Genomic DNA, 20,530 nt, shown 5'->3' on the forward strand with positions numbered 1-20,530 from the left:
TCTAAATCACTGGCAAAAATAAGGGTAAATATCGGGATAAGTCACAATGAGTAACAGATTTTATACAAGTTCAAATGCAACTGAGGCCTTTTTAACTAAAAAAACACGGCAAACCCGTAGTTGGCTTGACCGTGTTTTGTGTAATACGTTGTGTTTATACTCTTAACCTGAAATGAAGCTGTCAGCAGTAAGGTTACCAAACTAATTAAATCCCTTCCAGAACGTGTCACCAGCAAACTGCTCTCCTATTTCCCAACACTTTTCTGGAGTGCTTCAGGATACCTGACTCCCTGTATCTTTATCCTTGCCAGTATGTCACCGATAGCTACAAGGTCGATTTCAGAAAGTGTAACGCGAGCCGCTCCAAGATTTTCCTCTAATCTATGTAGTTTGGTGGTTCCCGGGATAGGAACAATCCATGGTTTTTGAGCCAACAACCAGGCCAAAGCGATTTGTGCAGAAGTTGCCTCTTTTTCCTGAGCTATTTTGCCAAGCAGCTCTACCAATCCCTGGTTAGCTTTGCGATTTTCTTCTGAAAAACGAGGGACGATATTCCGGAAATCATCCTTATCAAATGTGGTGTCTTCATTGATTTTCCCTGTCAGAAATCCTCTGCCCAGCGGGCTGAATGGTACAAAACCAATACCCAGCTCTTCCAGTGTAGGGAACACATTTTCTTCCGGTTCTCTCCACCAAAGCGAATATTCACTTTGTAAAGCTGAGACCGGCTGTATCGCATGGGCACGTCGTATGGTAGCAGCTCCTGCTTCCGACATTCCAAAATACTTCACTTTACCTTCCAGAATGAGCTCTTTGACAGTACCTGCTACCTCTTCGATAGGTACATTGGGATCAACCCTGTGCTGGTAAAACAAATCAATTACATCCGTTCTGAGTCTTTTTAAAGAAGCTTCAGCAACAGCACGTATATTTTCAGGACGACTGTCTAATCCCAAATTGGGTTGTCCCTGTGCAAATCCGAATTTGGTAGCAATCACCACTTCTTTCCTGAAAGGTTCAAGTGCCTCTCCAAGCATTTCTTCATTTGTATAAGGTCCGTAGGCTTCTGCCGAATCAAAGAAAGTGACACCGCGTTCGTATGCTGACCGAATAAACTGAACAGCTTCATTTTTATCTGTTGCAGGACCATAACCAAAACTTAGCCCCATGCAGCCCAGTCCCAACACTGAAACTTCCGGGCCATTAATTCCTAACTTACGTTTTTCCATGATTTTGTTGGTTAAACTAACACACTGCAAATTTCGTCCGCCGTTACACCATCTTAATTACACATATTCCTGATATATCTACCACGATTCCTGATTTGAAAGCTGTATCTGAAAAACACCTGAAGAATCCACTAACTTTATATTCTACTAACCAGAATTATGAAATGGAAGATATAAAAAGATTTGACTCGGTGAGTCAATACAATGCTTTCAACCAACATACAACACTACACCCTTTGGTAACAGTCGTAGACTTGTCGAAAGCCGACCAGCGCCGTATGATTAATATGTATCTGGGGATGTATTTTGTTTTCCTGAAAGACATTCATTGTGGCGACTTGCGCTACGGGAAACAGCTCTACGATTACCAGGAAGGAACGCTCGTTTTCTTCTCGCCCGGGCAGGTCGTCAGCGTAGAAAATGACGGCGAATTGTATCAGCCTCAGGGTCATGTATTAGTCTTCCATCCGGATCTGCTTCATGGTACCTCTATGCAGCAGCGTATCCACGATTACCATTTCTTTTCGTACCAAAGTAATGAGTCATTGCATATCTCTGAACGCGAGCGGCAGATCGTGCTGGATTGCCTTGAAAAAATCAGCTACGAACTGGAACAGGCCATTGACAAGCATAGCCGAAAGCTGATCGTTTCTAATATTGAATTGTTTCTGGACTATTGCTCCCGTTTCTATGACCGTCAGTTTATTACCCGGGAAACGGTACACTCCGGCGTTTTGCAGCGCTTCGAACAACTGTTGACCGATTATTTCCTCGCAGATAAACCACAGAATTTAGGTCTTCCTTCGGTAGCTTACTTTGCGGGAGAACTGAACTTATCTGCTAATTATTTTGGTGATCTGATCAAAAAGGAAACCGGACAAACTGCTCAGGACTACATTCAGAATAAAGTTATATCAGCCGCCAAAGAAAGGATTTTTGACAGGAACAAAACCGTGAACGAAATTGCCTTTGAGCTGGGTTTCAAATATCCACAACACTTTACGAGACTCTTCAAACAACGCGTTGGGCAAACGCCGAATCAGTATCGGACAACTGCAAATTTGAATTGAGGAGCCCGCAGGGTTCAACATGCATAGCCCCGGGTGAAACCCGGGGTATGCGGAGCAAACAATCAAATTGCACATCTCCGTCAGGAGTTGAATCGCCGGGCATACGATCAACAGATACGTACTGTTCAACCCTCTTCAAGGGTTGCTACCAAAAAGATTTAATCACATTTTGTCCCGTCGGGTTAAACCCATGGCTATTCAAATTCAACCCAAAGGGTTGGACGCTGACGATGTTTGCCAGGTATCTTATTGAAGGCATAACATAAATATTTGTTGATCTGTAAGAAGGGGATACCGACGTGCAATGAATTCCATAACAAAACCGGTTCAAAAGAAACCCGCAGGTTCAACATGAATAGCTCCGGGTGAAATCCGGAGTATGCGGAGCAAACAATCAAATTGCGCAACTTCGTCAGGAGTTGAATTGCCGAGCATACGATCTACAGGTACGTAATGTTCAACCCTCTTCAAGGGTTGCTGCCAAAATGATCCAATCACATTTTGTACCACGGGTTTCACCCATGGCTATTCAAATTCAACCCAAAGGGTTGGGCGATGACGACGTTTACCAAAATAACACATCCAAAAAATACAGGCATACATTATTCAAAATCCACATTTATCTCCCTGATAATCCTTTTCTCTTCCATTCAACCTCAAAAACCAGGCTTCACCGCCGAACCAACCAATGACACATCAACAAGCTCTAACGATTTGACCATATCTTTTACTGTATCCTTGTATTTTTTGAAGTGCGGAGTCAGTATATGTGAATTATAAGCCGCAGTATCAGCATATATTTCAAGGATAGTAATATTCGTAGGATCACTTTTATCAGCCACAGCATAATAGGTCAATACGCCAGGTTCCAGGTGGATGGCCGCCGTCATTTGCTGCTTCAACGCTTCATTATACTTTTCTAATTGAGCGGGATCGACTTTGATCTTAGCAAGTCTCACCATCTGCGATTTTTCCTGCGCCAAAGCTTTTATTGTTGGAAAAAGTATAGCTCCAATAACCAGGATCATCAGGGCTATATAAGACTTAATCAATCTTAACATAAAAATGATTTTTTGAAAGCTTCCTATTCTTGTGATACTGCAACAAAGAAAACCTTTACAGGAAAAACAATTCCAATATGGATTCCGGTTTATGCTACCAATATTACTGATTCCATGCAACTCTACGTCCTTGTCTCACTTTCAACGAGTTCTTTAAACTCTATAACGAATTTCACCAAATCTTCTTCCAACTGTTTGTTGGCAATCTCTCCCTGCTCGTTAATTTTTCCTTTAATTCCCTGAACTAACAATAAAGTCTGAGGTGTGAACCTGGCCATGGCGGTCTGCATGATCAACTGCAACTCAGTGTGCCCCTTTTCTCCATTTGCCGAAGCAGTAATTAGTCCGGTGGGTTTCTCTGAAAAAACAGTTGTAGCAATACACCATTCAATGGCATTTTTCAATCCGCTTGGAATACTGAAAACGTATTCCGGCGTACAGATCAATACGCCATCCGCATTTTCAATCCGGGATCTGAAATCTTTGATGATTTGAGGTGTGTGATGCACGGACAGTTCGGGATCAAAATGGGGCAACTCCTTCAATCTGTTGAAAATGGACAGGTCAAAATATTCCTTAGTCAAAGTTTGCAGATACGCGACTAACTTTTCATTGGAAGAGTTTTTACCCGCACTTCCTATTATTGCGAAAATATTCTTTTTCACCGGTGAACACAGTTGATACACGTAACATACAGTATGACCGTGAAAAATGTTCATTGGACTGATTCCTGCATTTAGAAAACGAACCCATCAGATAGTCCCGGCAAAAATCATTTTGGAACGACAAATCCTGATTCATACCTTCGGGCTGATATTCCGATGCCATGTAGTACAAACGCACCAAAGTATACAAGATTCGATTTCCAGACTCCAATTGGTAAATTTAAAATATAGAAAATCAGAAAGTTACATGCACATATTAATAGTAGAAGATGACGACCGACTGGCTACGCTTATGAAGCGGGTATTGGAGGAAAACGACTATGAATCTACAATCGCCTATGATGGAATGATGGGGCTGAAACTGGCTCGTCAACACGACTACGACCTGATCATCACCGACGTTATCCTGCCAAAAATGGACGGGATTGAAATGTGTAAGGCACTGAGATTGTCTAAGCCTGATGTACCGGTGATCATGCTCACTGCGTTGGGAACTACCGACGACAAAGTGGAAGGTTTTGATGCTGGTGCCGACGATTATCTGGTTAAACCATTTGAATTTCGGGAGCTGCAGGTCAGGATACGTGCTTTGCTGAAACGTGGCGGAAGTGGTTATAAAACACAGGGCACTTTGTTAACTTACGCGGATCTGGTCATTAATAACCAGACTAAAACCGCCACCCGATCCGGTATTGAAATCAATCTTACACCAAAGGAATTCAAACTGCTGCTGTACATGGTTGAAAACAGTGACAGGGTTTTGTCCAGAACAGAAATCGCAGAGAAAGTTTGGGAAACGCATTTTGACACAGGAACCAATTTTATCGATGTTTACGTCAACTATCTACGCAAAAAAGTAGACCGCGATTTCGAAGTAAAACTGATCCATACCAAACCAGGCATGGGCTTCATATTTAAAACACCATGACGATCAGGAGTAAACTGAGCTTGTTGTTCACATTTCTGACTGCTGCCATACTACTGGTATTTGCAGCGACTGTGTATATTTCTGCTTCCCGAAGCAGAGAGGCTGAGTTTTACAAGAGTCTGAAAAAAGAAGCCATCACCAAAGCCAACTTATATTTCACTGCAAAAGTGGATCCTGCGACACTGCAGGCCATTTATAAAAATAACCGAGAGACAATCAGCGAAGTAGAAGTTGCCATCTACGACACTTCCTTTCAGCTACTTTATCATGATGCCCTGGACATCGACATCGTCAAAGAAACAAAAAAAATGATTCTTGACATTGAGAAAAAAAAGCAAATCAGTTTCTACAAGGATCAATGGCAGGTGGTCGGGATACAGTTCGATCACCGGGATAAAAAGTACGCTGTAATCGCAACCGCATTTGACCAATATGGATACAAAAAACTGAGCAATCTGCTCAGTGCAATGATCACGATTTTCATCGGCTCCATTGCTTTGATCTATATAGCTGGTCGTTTCTTCTCAAAAAGAGCATTTCTACCTGTTACTGAAATTGTACAAAAAGTGAAACGTATCACGGCATCCAATCTGGATTTAAGAGTGGATAATGCCAATGGAAAGGATGAATTGGCAGAACTCTCCGCCACCTTCAATGAAATGCTTGACAGACTGGAAAGCTCTTTTGACGCTCAGAAACAATTTGTCTCCAACATCTCTCACGAGCTGAGAACGCCCATTTCTGCCCTGATTACCGAGCTGGAACTCGCGCTGGAAAAGGACAGAGCCGTGGAGGAATACCGGGAAGTACTGACAAATGCACTCGGCGACGCCCAAAAGCTGGTCAAGCTTTCCAACAGTTTACTTGATATGGCAAAAGCTAACTACGATTCTTCCAAAATTGCATTCCGGCAAGTTCGGGTAGACGAAATTTTGCTTGATGCCAGACAAGAGTTACAAAAGCAATTTCCCGAGTATCGTGTTGATATTTACTTCGAAAATGAGTTTGACATTGATGATGACATCTCTGTTCATGGAAATGAGTACCTGTTAAAAGTCGCGTTTGCGAATCTGCTTGAAAACGGTTGCAAATTCTCTCCGGAAAAAACCATTCTGGTCACAATCGGAATTCAGGAAGACAAAATTACCGCACGATTTACGGACAAAGGCATTGGCATATCCAAAGAAAATTTACCTCATATTTTTACTCCATTCTACAGAGGGGATAACAAAAAGTACGCAGATGGAAACGGAATCGGCTTGTCGCTGTGCAGCAAAATCGTTGCGCTTCATCACGGCGAGTTAAGCGTGGATTCCGAACCGGGGAAAGGAACCAGCTTTCTCATATCTCTGCCTCATGTATAAAACCTTTCTAATGGATTTATAATTTTTTTATAAAGGTCCTCTAACGGCCTTTCTGAACCCTTTGAGCGAGTTTTGCTGCCAGTAATACCCATGATGGCAATGCGAAACTTAATCATAATAATCCTACTTACCTGCAGCTTTTACCCTGCTGTAAGTCAACCTGGCCTCACGCTGCAGCAAGCACTGCAAACTGCCAGAGAAAACAACCCGTTCCTGAAGTCTCAGGCTCTGAATGTTGCTATGTCGCAGGCGGATATCGTTACAGCCGGGCTCCGCCCCAACCCTGTCCTGAATAACCAGAGTCTTGCTCAGGTTCGCCCTTCTCATTACGAGCCGGGCACGCATCTGATGAGCGGCAAGAACCAGCAGATATGGTGGCAGCTTACAAAGACATTCCAAACCACTGCTCAACGCAGCAACAAGATCGAATTCGCCAACAAAAATGCGGAGTTGTCGCAAAAGATGCTGCAGGAAACTGAGCGAAATCTGTTGCAGGATGTGGCTCTAAAATGGCTGGACGTATGGACCCTGCGCAAACAACTCGATCTGTTGCAACTCGCTCAAAATAACACGGATAGTTTGATCACCATCAATAAGGTGAGGTTAAAAAACGAAGTGATTGCGCAAACCGATCTGGTACGCACGCAGCTTCTTGCCGGACAATACAAAATGGAAATGAAGTCTGCAGAACAGGATTACAAAAATGAGCTGATCAATCTGCAGATACTTCTGGGCGAAAAAAAAGAAGTGGCCATTGATACATCCGACCGTTTCGATTTGTTCGCGGGAAAATCATTGGGTATAGATTCTCTCTTAATGAAGTCTGACGACCGGGCAGATTTGCAGGCGCTCAAAACGGCAGTTCAGACAGCGGATGCCAATATCAAGCTACAAAAGTCACTGGCTGTGCCGCAACCTGAACTCGGCGTTATTTATAACCCGCAAAACACGATTCCCTATCTCGGCGTATTCGCAACCATAGATCTGCCTGTTTTTTCCAGAAATCAGGGCGAAATTCAAAAATCCAGAATTGTCAAAAGTCAGACAGAACAGGAATTTGCCGCACGACGAAATGTGGCTGATTCTGAAATTGTAACAGCGCAAAGATCCTATCAGATCAACAAAGAGAATCTGGAAAACTTTAACACGCTCCTCAGCCAGGCGCAGCAGATTTTGACGAGCGTCAGCTACTCTTATTTAAGGGGCGGAACCACCATTGTGGACTTACTGGAAGCCCATCGCAGCTGGCTGGAAACCCGTCAGAACTATTACAGAACATTGCAGCAGTACCGCGAAAGCTATGTGAAGCTGCTTTATGTATCAGGTGCCATTAATCAACTTGCAAATTAAAATGATCAAAAACCTTCTTCCGTATAGTCTTCTGCTGATCGGGCTGCTTACCAGCTGTGGCAAAAAAGAAGAAACCGGAAAACCTCAGCAGGAGGAAACGCCGGTTACCAGTCAGAATGGTGCAAAAATCGTTTTCCCGGACCAGAAAATGATTGCATTTTTCACAACAGAAACGGCAGGAAATTCCATGCAATCTGCACGTTTCAGTGCTCCTGCAAAGGTGGCGGCCACTGTCGCGAAATCCGGTGAAGGTGCTCAGCAAAACATCATATTGTTTGAAGATCCGTCTTTATCCTTCAACTATACTGAACTGTTGACCCATCAGCAAAAAATCAAACAATTGCAGGGAATTCTGGCACAAAAAGACGCCGTAATTGCCCGCAAAAAAGTAGAAGTTGCCCGTTTCGACGATCTGTTTAAAAACGGGGCAGGTACAGGCAAGGATGTAGCGAATGCACAAATTGAACTGCTTTCGGCACAGACAGATGCATCTGTAGCTGCTAATGACCTGGCGGCAGAACGTACAGCCATTATCGAACATGAGACCCGCCTGAAAGCAGCCGGATTCAACCCGGCAGCATTAAGACAAGCTCCTGTTGCCAAAGCTTTTGTGATTTGTGAAGTACCTGAAAGTCAGCTCAACAACATCAAAGAAGGCGCGGCTTGCACACTCAGTTTCAATGCATTTCCCAATCAAACCTTTGAAGGCAAAATTGACGATGTGGCAGATCTGATCGACCAGAATTCGCAAATGGTGAAAGTCCGGATTACGGTTGACAACAGCAGCGGGCATTTCAAAGCGGGTATGTTTGCCACTGTTGCCATGGGGATAAGCCAGGGGAACACCCTCAGTATCGACAAAAATGCGCTGGTTACCGTGCAGGGGAAAAGTTATGTTTTTGTCAGAAACGGAGCGGACACCTTCATCAGAAAAACAGTGGAATTGGGCAGAATGACCGACGACAGATTCATCGTATACCAGGGCATACAGGCCGGTGATTCCGTAGCAGTGAAAGGGGTAATGCAGCTGAAAGGCTTATCATTTGGCTACTGATCTGAGGCCTTACTATTTCTCACCATTAAGAAATAAACCATGCTAAAAGCACAAATATATATCGACATGGACGAGTTGATGCAAGACAAACCCTTGTATGAATTCATTCTCGAATTCCTGATTGATCGTAAAATCAAGGGAGCGACATTATTCCGCGGTCGGTTGGGTTACGGTGAAGGCCGTTACCTCAACCGCCCCAACGAACTCTTCAGCTTTGATCAGACACCCACGATGATCACTTTCATAGATGAAGAGAACAAAGTGCGCAACACCCTCACAGAGCTCCGCAAAACTGTTAACAGCGGATTTATTATTACCCAACAAGTTGAAATCTGGTAAGCAATGATCAAGAACTTGCTCCTGTTTAGTTTAAGAAACCGATGGGTTGTGATAGCAGCCAGCGTCGTGATTATGGCAATCGGTTACTGGTGTTTTATTAATTTAAAAATTGAGGCCTACCCGGACATTGCCGATACGAACGTCATCGTGGTAGCCCAATACAAAGGGCGTGCTGCCGAAGAAGTCGAGCAGCAGGTAACAGTCCCTATTGAGCGTGCTTTGCAGAATACACCCAACGTACTGGATCGTCGGAGCCGTACGATCTTTGGTCTGTCTGTGGTGCAACTTACTTTCAAGGATGGTACAAACGATTATTTCGCACGACAACAGGTCACCGAAAGACTCGCATCTGCTGAGCTTCCCGAAGGTGTATTGCCTGAGCTGGCGCCGCTGAGTACGGCGGTAGGTGAGATTTTCCGTTATGTGGTGGAAGCTCCTGCTACTTATAGTCAGACACAACTGCGCGATCTGCAGGACTGGGTGATTAAACCGGCATTATTACAGGTTCCGGGAATTGCCGACGTGGTTACCTTTGGCGGGCCGCTGAAACAATTCCATATCATCACCTCACCCGAGGCATTGCGTAAATACAATCTGACACTACAGAATGTGATGGATGCTGTCAATGCCAATAACCAGAACACAGGTGGGGATATAATTTCGGTAGGCGGACAGGGGTTTGCAGTCCGTAGTTTGGGTGCGCTCAAAACAGAAGACGATATCAAAAATATCCTTCTCAAATCTCAGAATGGCAACAGTGTATTTATTGGCGATCTGGCCAGTGTGGAAATTGCTCCGCCACCACCCAGTGGCGTGCTGGGCTATACGGTTACCAAAGACAGTGTGAATGTCAACAGCGGTGTTGAAGGGATTATTCTGCTAAGACGGTATGAGAACCCCAGCGAGGTTTTGAAATTGCTGAAAGAAAAAATGGCGGATGTGCAAAGCAGCGAGCTACCGGAAGGTGTACATCTGAGACCATTGTACGATCGGAGTTTCTTGATTGATCACTCACTTGAAACAGTGGCGCACACCCTGTTCGAAGGTGTATCCATCGTAGTGATTTTACTGATCTTCTTTTTAGGAAGCGTTCGCAGTGCGATTGTGGTTGCGCTCACTATTCCATTCTCGTTGCTGTTTGCATTTATACTGATGCGCCTGACCGGAATTCCGGCGAACCTGCTCTCACTGGGAGCCATAGATTTCGGGATTATTGTGGACGGGGCTTGTGTGATGGCAGAACATCTGACGAGAAAATACCGCATGGCTTCGCCAGAAGAAAAAAAACAGGGTATTACCAAAATCACGCTTTTGGCAGCGCAGGAAGTGGGTCGGGAAATTTTCTTCTCCGTAACCATCATTATCCTGGCCTATATGCCAATCCTGCTAATGACCAGGGTAGAAGGAAAACTCTTCTCCCCCATGGCATTGACTCTGGCTTTCGCAGTAATCGGCTCCATGCTTGCAGCGCTGACATTTATACCTGTGCTGATTTCATTCGCCTATAATAAACAGCTTTCAGATCCTGAAAAACCATTTAAAGAACATAAAAATCTGATACTGGATTTTCTTTCAAAAGTATATGGCAGGACACTCAGATATCTTTTAATTCAATACAAAAAAGCGGTAATCATTGGCTTTGCTGTAGTTGCGTTACTAGTTTTGATGGGGACAAGATTGGGAACAGAATTCCTACCCTCACTCGACGAAGGTTCTATATTTTTGAGAGGAAACTTTGCAGCTGGTATCACCATTCAGGAAAATGCCTCCTACGCTCCGAAAATCAGGAGTATCATCGCCAAATACCCGCAAATCGCCTACGTGATCACCCAAACGGGACGTAACGACGATGGAACAGACCCATTCCCTGCCAACCGGAATGAAATTCTGGTTGGACTGAAAGATTATGACCAATGGAGCAAAACGATCTCAAAAAAAGAACTGGTAGCATTGATCAAAGCAGATCTTCAGAAACAGCTCCCTTCAGTTACCTTCTCTTCGGGGCAACCCATTATTGATCAGGTGATGGAAATTGTGACAGGAAGTGCGGCAGACCTGGCGGTTTCGATTGTCGGTGATGATCTTACGATGATGCGCCAGAAAGCAGATAGCATCGCCGCGATTGCAAGGCAAATGCCCGGAGCTGAGAATGTCAACATTGAACAGGAAGGACCACAGGATCAGCTTGCGATTAATATTGACCGCAAGGCCGCAGCTCGGTTTGGTATCAATGTAGGAGATATTCAAAGTCTGGTTGAAGCGGCGATTGGAGGAAAAACGATTTCGACCTTATACGATGGAACCAAGCGCTACGATGTGCTTGTACGCTTCATGCCCGAATACAGAAACTCTATCGACGCCATTAAAAATATACAGGTGCAGTCGCTAAGCGGAGCACTGATTCCAATGGATCAGCTGGCAGACATTCATTTTGTGCAGGGTCAGACCAACATTTATCGCTACGGAAGCAAACGTATGGTAACAGTCAGAACCAACATCCACGGCCGCGATCAGGGTGGTTTTGTGAAAGAGCTGAAAGATAAACTGGATGCAAAAATCAAACTACCGAAAGGGTACAATATCGTATTTGGCGGACAGTATGAAAACCTGCAACGGGCAGGAAAGCAACTGGCATTTACCATTCCGCTTACTATCGTGCTGGTATTCCTGTTTCTGTTTATGTTGTTCAAAAACCTGCGTCACACGATGGTAACAATGAGCTGTATCCTGTTCGCTTTGGGTGGAGGTATTGTCGCGCTGTTGTTGAGGGGATACTATTTCAATGTGTCGGCAGGTGTAGGGTTTGTGAGTATTTTCGGGATCTCGGTGATGGCTGGTGTATTACTTGTCTCGGCGATCAACAGAGCTGTTGAAGCCAATCAGGAAGATCCGGAAGGCAGTGTTCTTTTTGCTTCTACTGATCAGCTGCGTGCACTTTTATCGATTCTTGTCGTAGCCATTGTGGGGTTAGTTCCAGCTGCCATTTCTTCAGGAATCGGTTCGGACGTACAGCGTCCGCTGGCTACTGTGATTATCGGTGGGCTAACCAGCACACTTCTGTTTGCACCTGTTCTTATTCCACCGCTCTATTTGTGGATTACCAAAAGTGGCAAAAAGTAAATTTTAAGTTTGCTTAAATCTTAGCCTCAAACAACACAAATTCACCCAAACGGATTTATGTCATTTGAGGCTGATTTTTAAAATGCTCAACGCGAACTATACTGACTGCTAAGTAATAATGCACCTGCGCATCCGACCCAAACGGAATAATCGAAAGTCGACTTAACCCCCAAAGCCACAATCATCGAAAGGCCAAAGAAGAGAAGTAATGCTGCCGTAAACAGAGCAGTCCATTTCAGTTGGAAACCTATGATTAAAAATAGTCCTAAGATTACCTCAGCAGCGGTGGCAACATAGGCACTGGCACGACTCATCCATTCCGGCAAAAAGAATGTGAGCTGACGGGTATAATCCTCGAAGCTTTTCCAATTTCCCCAATTACTAAGTGCTGCAGGCCACATTCCCAGACGATCAGCAACTGCCGATAACAATGCCGTAGCCAAAGCCCATCTTAAAAAGAGCAGTTGGTATTGAATATTTTTTTCGTTCCTGTTCATCGTACCACTTGGTTTTTTGAACAAAGAAACACAACTGAAAGGCACATTTTCTTAAGCTGGTTTAAGAAAACAAACCCTCCTTGCCCTATTTCGGCTTAACCCGAAACCTGTTCTCGTTCCCAATACTTCCCTTCCCAGCCAGGCATTCCACAAAACCATTGATCGTAAGCCATGTAAGAGACTCATAAATTGCCGCGTAGCTTATCTTTACATTGCTGTTGCGTAATGCCAGATACAAATTCCCTGCACATATATACTCCTTTCGTTTTTGAAGGAACTCCGCAACCATCAGCTTCTTCGCAGGACAACGCACGCCACGTACCTTACAAAATGTTCTTATCTCCGTAGCGATTCTGCTCATAGCTCACGTTTTACACGGTTTTCAATATCCTCACTACCCGACTGTCTCTTCCTTGCCGGCGAAATTTTCTTACCAAAACCATAAGTAAATGAAAGGTTTGCTGCACGGCTGTCGAACCGTACCCGACCGCTGAAATCGAGGTTGTCAAAACGGGCGCTGTTGCGGCGCTGCCTTCCGGCCAAAAGATCATTCACGGTTAGTTTCAGATTTCCTTTTCCGGCAAACAGCTTTTTCTGTAAACCCGCCGACATCACAAAAACACTCCTGTTACTGTACACGCCATACACGGTTGGAGATGTGTAATTGAGGCTGTACTCCGCTGATAAGTCCTTCAGAATTTTAAAACTGTTACTCAGGTTCCCATAAAAACTTACCTGCGCATTGTCCACACCTCTGACGGCTATCTTGTCTCCGCCTATAAAATGGCTTCTGAAGATATTCAAAAAGCTATTGATCGTCCACCACGGAGCCGGATTCAGATTTGCTGAAACGCTTGCGCCCAAATAGCTTCGGCTTTTCAGATTTTCACGCGTACTGACCGTCAGGTTCAGGCTATCAACCTGTTGCATGAGCCAGTTGATGGCATCTGCTGTATGGTTGTACTCCAGACTGGTGATGATCACTCCTTTGAAATTGTGGGAGATTTCAAACGAATGGCTCAACTGTGGGAGCAAAAAAGGATTTCCTCCGTGGTACTGATAAGGATCCCTGTAAATGCGGAACGGGTTCAGATCATTATAATCAGGCCGACCGATACGGCGGCTGTAGGAGAGCTGAAAACTGTTATCATCACTGAGCTGATAGGTTGTAAATAAGCTCGGAAAAAGTTTCAGGTAACTCCGCTTCACCAGCGAATCTGTCGTAACCTGATGTCCCTCAGTCTGTGTATATTCCAGTCGTAAACCGGCCATGACGCTCAATTTGCCCCACTCATTGCTGTAATTCAGATAACCGGCCTGGATTTGTTCTTTGTATATAAAATGATTGGTCGTCCCTGCATCTTTTACCCACGCATTGCCGCTCAATGTATCATATTTCAGGTTGTTATCCACCTGCACGAAGCTGCCTTTCCAGCCTGTTTCCAATTTCGACTTTCCATTCAAAGGATGCACATAATCCACTTTGCCTACATACACATCCGTATACGAGGGTATAATGCCATTTCGTCCCGACAAAGGCCGCGAGTTTTCTCCGAAGGCATCAAAATAGCGCGTTTCCATTCTTTGGTTTGCATCGAAACTGTTAGTGGAGTAATTGACATCTGCCGACAGTTCCCTGCCCTGATCATTGAACTTGTGTGTATAGTTCAGATTATAAGACAAACTGTTCCATTTCGAACCATCAACGCTTTTTGTCTGTGCATCAATAATAGTATTTCCGGTAGCAAAGTCAACTAACTTATTGCTGGTCAACAGATCATTATCGCTGCTTCCCACATTTCCATCCACCATAATACCAATAATATCTCTGCTACTTATTTGATAATCAGCACCGATTTTGAAGTTATGCGACAATGGATTGATCGTCGCTTCGGTACGCTGGTCGGAGTAGCGGTTAACAACACCTTCGTTCCTGAACCGGCGCATATCTTCCCGGAATTCAATTTCAGTGCGCTGACTATGGTTGTAGGTCGAAAACAGGTTCCATTTATCCTTTCGAAAATTTAACGAAATACCAGCGCCGTAACGCCCGGCTCTGCCTCGTGCCGCATTCAGACTGATGTTTCCGTTCAATCCCGAATCTTTATTTTCTTTCATCACGATATTGAGCATACCCGAATTCCCCGCTGCATCATACTTGGACGATGGGTTGGTGATCACCTCAATTTTAGAAATCGTACCTGATGGCGTCGCTTTGAGCAAAGTCGCCAGTTCACTCTGACTCAGATAGCTCAATCTGCCATTCAGCATCACTTTCACACCTTCTTTTCCTTTCAGTGCAATGTTTCCGTCCTGGTCCACCGTAACGCCCGGAGCTTTTTCCAACAATTCCAAAGCTGTATTTCCTTCTGAGAAAATGTTGTTTTCTACATTAAAAACAATACGGTCTTGCTTCATTTCCACGAGCGATTTCTGTCCTGTGATTGTCACTTCCTGCAAATCATTCGCAGCAGTTTCCATCACACAAACCCCAATGGATGAAATACCCGCACCGGTCTTGATTGATTTGGATCGAAAATTTTGATAACCTATTGAACTTGCAGTCAGATAATAGCTCCCCACTTTAATGTTTTTGAATTCAAATACACCATCCACGTCACTCAGCCCCGCCTGAACCAAACTGCTGTCTGCTGATAAAAAAACAGCCACGGTCGCAAATTCAACAGGTTTCCCTTCCTTATTGTTGAGTTTACCTCTAATCGTTGACTGCGCGCAAACGAACCCGGTTGCGCAACAAAAAAGACATAACAAAGTGAGTAAAAAGCGTGAAGCCTTCATGTTGATGAGTAGCTAAAATTTGAATCAGGATGAACTGATTTTATGATGAGATAAGCAGTTGACAGGAACGTTAGCCTGCCGCGGAAGTTCTGACTTTTCTACCTGTTTTTTTCTTCCTTTTTCCCCACCAGATATAAAACCCGGTAATGGGTAATGTGCCGCAAATCAGGCTGGCGAAGAAAAAGATCCATTTGGTAAACAGCCCTCCAAAAGTTCCGACGTGTAACGACAGGTTGGAGCGCCGCATCCAGTTGGCAGGAGTATCCTCTGAGATTTTTGCATGTGAATTGGATAGCAACGCAAGTGTATTGACATCAAAATTCAGCTCACGCCAGGTGCCCTCATACATGTCTGTACAGGCATAGATCCATTTGGCGTCCTCCTTAGGAAAATGTATACTGATTTCGTCTTTTTTAAACTCCCCTATTTCGGTCGTCACCAGTTTCCAGACCAAATCTACTTTCCCTTCCATTGTAACAGGAACGGTCGTTGGACCAGCCTCGATAGCAGTCACTTCAGCGCCCCTGTCTGTAGCACCACCCAGCAAATCCAACACCGATTTATTGACGAACCGGAAACTCATCATGAGGCCGGTGAAGCTCATCAACAGCGCAATGATCATGGAATAGAAGCCTAATACGTTATGTAAGTCGTAGTTGACACGCTTGAATTTGGCGCTCCACTTAATCGTGAATGCCTGTTTGAGCTCACGAATCGTCCAATTCTTTGGCCACCAAAGCACAAGACCTGTAATGGTTAGCACCACGAATATGGCAGTACTCCAGCCAACGATCTTGCTACCGACTTCCCTCGAAAACCACAGATGGCGGTGTCCTTCGTCAAAGAATTCGAATATGTCTTCATGGTCTTCCATTCCCAATACTTTACCCGTGTAAGGATTGGCAAAAATCAATGAATCGGAATTGTCCGGTGATAATCTGACCGTTTTGCCTTCTCCGTAATACCACAGCCGGCGGATTTGCATGTCCGGTAACTGCTCCAGCACTTTGGCGCGTACTACAGAGGGTGGAAGCAGGTGAGCTCCTGCGGGTCTTTCCACTTCATATTTGGTACGCAGCATTGCCCCGATTTCACTTTCAAAAACCAGTACACAGCCCGTCAGACTGATGATAATCACCGGAATACCTGCAGCGATACCAATCCACAAATGGAACCAGTCGTTAAACTGCCTGAGCCAGGAAGGCTTCGATTTGGTTTTTATCGTCCGTTTTTCTTTTGGGGTTGCAGGGTTTTCCATGATTAGTCAAATGCAGCAATGGTGTAAACAAACACAGATATGCGTCCCGGCAGGAAAGCATATCTGTTAAAATAGCGAAAGAGTTAATCCAACTTATCCAAACGGGTAAAGCTTGAATAACCACCTTCAATTTCAAGTCCTTTGGTTACCGTATCGGTGGCGGAATCGTAGATCCAGATATTGTCTTTCGTTGTATCTGCATTAATGGCGATGTACGCTTTTCCCTCACTTGCACACACATTTCTTTCACCCGTGCGATCGCCCGGAAGCTCGGTAAGTCTTTTGTGCAGTTTTCCTGTAGCCAGATCGATAATCGCATAGCGTGTCTGGTAGTCACCGGTAATGCTTGTGTCTCTGTATTTGATGATCGCCTTGCCGTTTCCAACATTCATAAACAAACCGGAAGCCTCATAGCCAAGCACTGCTTTGGTATCGATGATATAATTTGGGTCAAGACCCGTCGCTCCGTTTTTAATCCTGTAGGCCATAATTGGTGAGTACACGCCTGGTTTCCAGGCCGGATTCCAGTTCACAAGGAAATACACATCGTTGCTTTCAGTTTTGAAAGAAGTACCGTAATAGCCAGATGTGCTTCCCACCCCAGCCGTACGTGAATCCTTTGAAACTGTACCCACTTCAAAGCTTGGATACTTTACTTCCAGCACTGTCATTTCAGGATAAATCTCGTATCCTCCAGGCATAAAACCGACCGAAATAAAGAATTTTCCATTGACAAACTGAATATCTCCTCCCACCAAAAGTCTGGTGTAACCCGATGGTATAGCAGGTACACCGGCTATTTGTCCGTTCGTGATTTTCATAGTTGTCACATCGATGACCGAATAATTGATCTTGGTGCTTGTCGCATCCAAACCTACCATGATCAACGTATTATCATCCACCCAGGTATGACCTGTCATGCTCACGAGGTGCGTGTAGGGCATCTGCGTAATCGTCTGTAACTGATCATTTTTGAATTGAAACTTACTGAATTTTCCTTCAGTCGTGTTGTAGAAATAATAGTAGCCATTTTTGTTAATCACCGCACTGCTTACAGTTGTTGTCACATCTGCGCCCTGGCCCGTAAGGCTTGCTGTTCCTTCAGTCAGTTTATCAAAACCAAGTACAAAATACGATACATTCGGCCAGCTGCCTACCGTAGGCCATAGTGCAAAATTATATGTTCCTGCTTCTTTTTCAGGCTCTACTTCTTTTTCCTCGCTGCTGCTGCACGCACCCAACACCGCCACCATACCCCAAAGGGCCAAAAGTGTTATTTTCTTCATGTCAAAATTGAAAAATGATTACTACTATTTATTTTAAGAAAAGTCTGAATTTGGCGTAAAAAGCTCTGCCTGGCTTTTGAAGTCTGAAGTTGTCATAAACCAGCTCATTGGTCAGGTTCCTGCATTCAAGCGAAAAGTTGTACTTGCCCTGATGCATCGAATACGAAACTGAGGCCTGATGTACGAGCTGTTTCGGGATAGTTAGCTGATATTTTTTGTTACCAAATGCCTCCCAGGTACGGTAGTACCAGTGCGTGTACTGCGTGCTCCAGTTAAACTGGATACGGCTGCCTTTTTGGAAGACATCATTTTTCCCTATACCAAGATCCGCGTTACTGAAAAACCAGGGCTGATTCGGGATTCTGTTTTTATAAGTAGCAGAATTTGAAGTAGATGTGGATGAATTGAGCGTATACTTCGTGTTATCAATCGCATTCTGGTAACTCACGTTTACCGAGGCATTCAGTAACCTATTGTAGCTATAGCGCACCTCCGCTTCCAAACCTTTGATCAGCACTTTGGAAACGTTTTGATACTGAAAACGGTTGGTCGCGTACTCGATTGCATAGATAAAATCACGGGAATTTCTGTAGAATGCTGAGCCCTCCACAAACAATGATCCGCGCCCCAGTTTCATACCATAAAACCCACCCAGATTCACGTTATCGCCCGATTCCGGTTTTAGAGCCAGGTTATTTGAAATGGAAAATCCGTCCCCGAAAACTTCATTGATGTCCTGCACACGGTAGGTAAATTCATAGGACCCTTTTACCCCGGCATTCTCACCCAACTTATATACCGAAGCCAAACCATAACCAAGATAACTTTTGAAAGCACCTTCATCGTAGTAGGACTGCGTAAGTGAAGTATACTGGCGCTTATTCAGGTCAATTCCGTAGTATTTTGCAAACAGCGTGTTGCTCCATCTTTTGTTAAAAAAGTTCTGCTGGAAGGCCAGTCCGGCAATATGTTTTGTAATCCGTCCCGGCACATCATCTTCCTGCATAATCAGTGCGTCGTAGGTTTGGTTGCGCACGCGATCCAGCGTATAGTTAAAATTGATCGACTGATTTTCGTTGATCACGTAATTAATATTCGCTCTTGAAAACAGCCTTGGACGGTCAACATGCGTTACCCTTCTGCTGCCCGTTTCCGCATTACCTGCATCTATATACGTTCCATCCCAGTAGTACTTTCTGGTGAGTGTATCGGCCAGTATGTAGCTGTCTTTTGAAAAGGTACTATACAGATTTACTCCCAGCCCCTTCAGGAAGAAATTGTCCTTTTTATACCGAAGTGAGAAATTGTAAGCATCTCCGTTTTTCGTCGCCGAGCCATACACTACCTCCTGCCGGATACCCGTCTGCAACTGTTTGTCGGACTGAGAGTAGGAAGCGCCGACAAAAAACACATCTGCCCACTTCTTGTTGACTACACCCAATTCCAGTTGCCCCATAGCGGCCTTGTATTGGTCATGGAAACGTGGCAAGTCTTTGTACACGTATGCATTCTGTGTTTCATCCCAAATCTCAACACCCTTCATAAGGTAATTGTTATCGGCGTAATTGTAGAAAGCGCTGGCCTTGGCAATGAAGCCTGTCGGACGATGCGTGTACTGCCCGGAAATCGCTACCTGATTCGTATTGAAAGATCCGTAGCTATAACTGGCGTCCAGATAATTCTTAACACCCTGATTTGTAACGATATTCACCGAACCACCGAGTGCATCCGCACCCAGGGCTACCGGCACAACCCCTTTGTACACTTCTATTCTCTCTGCCAGATTAACAGGAATATTATTCAGCGACATGGTGCTTCCCATGATGTCCATCGGAATACCATCAATAAAAAACTTGACCGCTTTACCGGAAAGACCGTTAATGGAAAAGTTAAAATCCGAACCTACACCACCTTGTTCCCGTACCTTAATCCCTGCACTTCGATTCAGAATCTGATTCATATCGGCGGTGCTGTTGGCAAATTGTCTGGTTTCTATCGCATTGACATTGAACGCCTGTTCCTTGATTTGCTGTGATTCATTTTTGCCATGTACCACCACTTCGCCCATTTCCTTTACGTTCGACTTCAAGGTAAAGTTGAGACTGGTCTCCTGCCCTGCTTTTACCTGAACGGTTTTGGACTGGCTCAGAAAACCGATGGCAGACACTTGGATGGTGTATGACCCACCTTTTTTTAATTCCAGTCGAAACACTCCCTTGTCGTCGGCTGCTGTACCTGTAGCGGTTCCTTTGACGAGCACGCTTGCTCCGGGCAACTCTGTTCCGTCGTCTTCGCTGATCTTTCCCGTCAACACGGTCTGTCCATAGGCACAAACCGCCCACACAGATAAAAATAAAACAGGCAGACTTCTTCGGAAAATACTGGTAATACGCATTGTGTTATTTGCTCATAAACTGAAAAAAGATGAGGCATGCCAGAACTGGAATACCGCATCTTTTACAAGTTGCACAACACAATATTTTCGGAAGCTTTGGTCTGAAAAAAAGTTG

The 20,530-nt window shown here is 44.5% G+C and carries 16 protein-coding genes; 7 read left to right on the forward strand and 9 right to left on the reverse strand.

Annotation, left to right across the window (positions count from 1 at the left end):
- Positions 1-245: 245 nt before the first annotated feature.
- Positions 246-1,229 (reverse strand): aldo/keto reductase, encoded by a 984-nt coding sequence (locus DSL64_RS06245; protein WP_115829801.1) that lies wholly within the window; start codon positions 1,227-1,229, stop codon positions 246-248.
- Positions 1,230-1,393: 164 nt separating this feature from the next.
- On the opposite strand from DSL64_RS06245, the gene DSL64_RS06250 reads away from it, so the two are divergent.
- A complete protein-coding gene (locus tag DSL64_RS06250; protein WP_115829802.1) occupies positions 1,394-2,299 on the forward strand; it encodes a helix-turn-helix domain-containing protein in 906 nt (301 codons plus the stop codon).
- Between the two features lie 656 nt (positions 2,300-2,955).
- Here DSL64_RS06250 and DSL64_RS06255 read toward each other — a convergent pair.
- The gene (locus DSL64_RS06255; RefSeq protein ID WP_115829803.1) at positions 2,956-3,360 is read right to left on the reverse strand and encodes a putative quinol monooxygenase; all 405 of its coding nucleotides are present in this window, start codon (positions 3,358-3,360) and stop codon (positions 2,956-2,958) included.
- Positions 3,361-3,482: 122 nt separating this feature from the next.
- Positions 3,483-4,025 carry an NADPH-dependent FMN reductase gene (locus tag DSL64_RS06260; RefSeq protein WP_229216982.1) on the reverse strand — a complete coding sequence of 181 codons (543 nt, stop codon included), beginning with the start codon at positions 4,023-4,025 and terminating at the stop codon, positions 3,483-3,485.
- Between the two features lie 247 nt (positions 4,026-4,272).
- Between DSL64_RS06260 and DSL64_RS06265 the strand changes: the two genes are divergently transcribed.
- The 6 genes from DSL64_RS06265 to DSL64_RS06290 all read left to right on the forward strand — a co-directional run bounded on the left by DSL64_RS06265 (position 4,273) and on the right by DSL64_RS06290 (position 12,180).
- On the forward strand, positions 4,273-4,953 hold the full coding sequence (locus DSL64_RS06265) for a response regulator transcription factor (protein WP_115829805.1): 681 nt from the start codon (positions 4,273-4,275) through the stop codon (positions 4,951-4,953).
- Positions 4,950-6,317, forward strand: coding sequence for a HAMP domain-containing sensor histidine kinase (locus DSL64_RS06270; protein WP_115829806.1), 1,368 nt, complete (start codon positions 4,950-4,952; stop codon positions 6,315-6,317). Before DSL64_RS06265 ends, DSL64_RS06270 begins: the two co-directional genes overlap by 4 nt.
- A gap of 99 nt (positions 6,318-6,416) precedes the next feature.
- Entirely contained in the window at positions 6,417-7,667 is a 1,251-nt protein-coding gene (locus DSL64_RS06275) for a TolC family protein (protein ID WP_199539336.1), read from the forward strand.
- A gap of 1 nt (position 7,668) precedes the next feature.
- Complete coding sequence (locus DSL64_RS06280; protein WP_199539337.1) at positions 7,669-8,721, forward strand: efflux RND transporter periplasmic adaptor subunit; 1,053 nt, start codon at positions 7,669-7,671, stop codon at positions 8,719-8,721.
- A 39-nt stretch (positions 8,722-8,760) separates the two neighbouring features.
- A complete protein-coding gene (locus tag DSL64_RS06285) occupies positions 8,761-9,060 on the forward strand; it encodes a DUF190 domain-containing protein (protein ID WP_115829808.1) in 300 nt (99 codons plus the stop codon).
- A 3-nt stretch (positions 9,061-9,063) separates the two neighbouring features.
- A complete protein-coding gene (locus DSL64_RS06290) occupies positions 9,064-12,180 on the forward strand; it encodes an efflux RND transporter permease subunit (protein ID WP_115829809.1) in 3,117 nt (1,038 codons plus the stop codon).
- Positions 12,181-12,266: 86 nt separating this feature from the next.
- Here the strand turns inward: DSL64_RS06290 and DSL64_RS06295 are convergent, their stop codons facing one another.
- The 6 genes from DSL64_RS06295 to DSL64_RS06320 form a co-directional block, all read right to left on the reverse strand.
- Positions 12,267-12,677, reverse strand: a complete 411-nt coding sequence (locus DSL64_RS06295; protein ID WP_115829810.1) for a MauE/DoxX family redox-associated membrane protein — start codon at positions 12,675-12,677, stop codon at positions 12,267-12,269.
- 85 nt (positions 12,678-12,762) lie between these two features.
- Positions 12,763-13,038, reverse strand: a complete 276-nt coding sequence (locus DSL64_RS06300; RefSeq protein WP_115829811.1) for a transcriptional repressor — start codon at positions 13,036-13,038, stop codon at positions 12,763-12,765.
- On the reverse strand, positions 13,035-15,476 hold the full coding sequence (locus DSL64_RS06305) for a TonB-dependent receptor domain-containing protein (protein ID WP_115829812.1): 2,442 nt from the start codon (positions 15,474-15,476) through the stop codon (positions 13,035-13,037). The genes DSL64_RS06300 and DSL64_RS06305 overlap by 4 nt, the downstream gene beginning before the upstream one ends.
- A gap of 70 nt (positions 15,477-15,546) precedes the next feature.
- Entirely contained in the window at positions 15,547-16,734 is a 1,188-nt protein-coding gene (locus tag DSL64_RS06310; protein WP_115829813.1) for a PepSY-associated TM helix domain-containing protein, read from the reverse strand.
- Positions 16,735-16,817: 83 nt separating this feature from the next.
- A complete protein-coding gene (locus DSL64_RS06315) occupies positions 16,818-18,020 on the reverse strand; it encodes a DUF4374 domain-containing protein (protein WP_115829814.1) in 1,203 nt (400 codons plus the stop codon).
- A 28-nt stretch (positions 18,021-18,048) separates the two neighbouring features.
- Positions 18,049-20,415, reverse strand: a complete 2,367-nt coding sequence (locus DSL64_RS06320) for a TonB-dependent receptor (RefSeq protein ID WP_115829815.1) — start codon at positions 20,413-20,415, stop codon at positions 18,049-18,051.
- Positions 20,416-20,530 lie beyond the last annotated feature (115 nt).

Source organism: Dyadobacter luteus, from assembly GCF_003383615.1.
Lineage (GTDB): Bacteria > Bacteroidota > Bacteroidia > Cytophagales > Spirosomataceae > Dyadobacter > Dyadobacter luteus.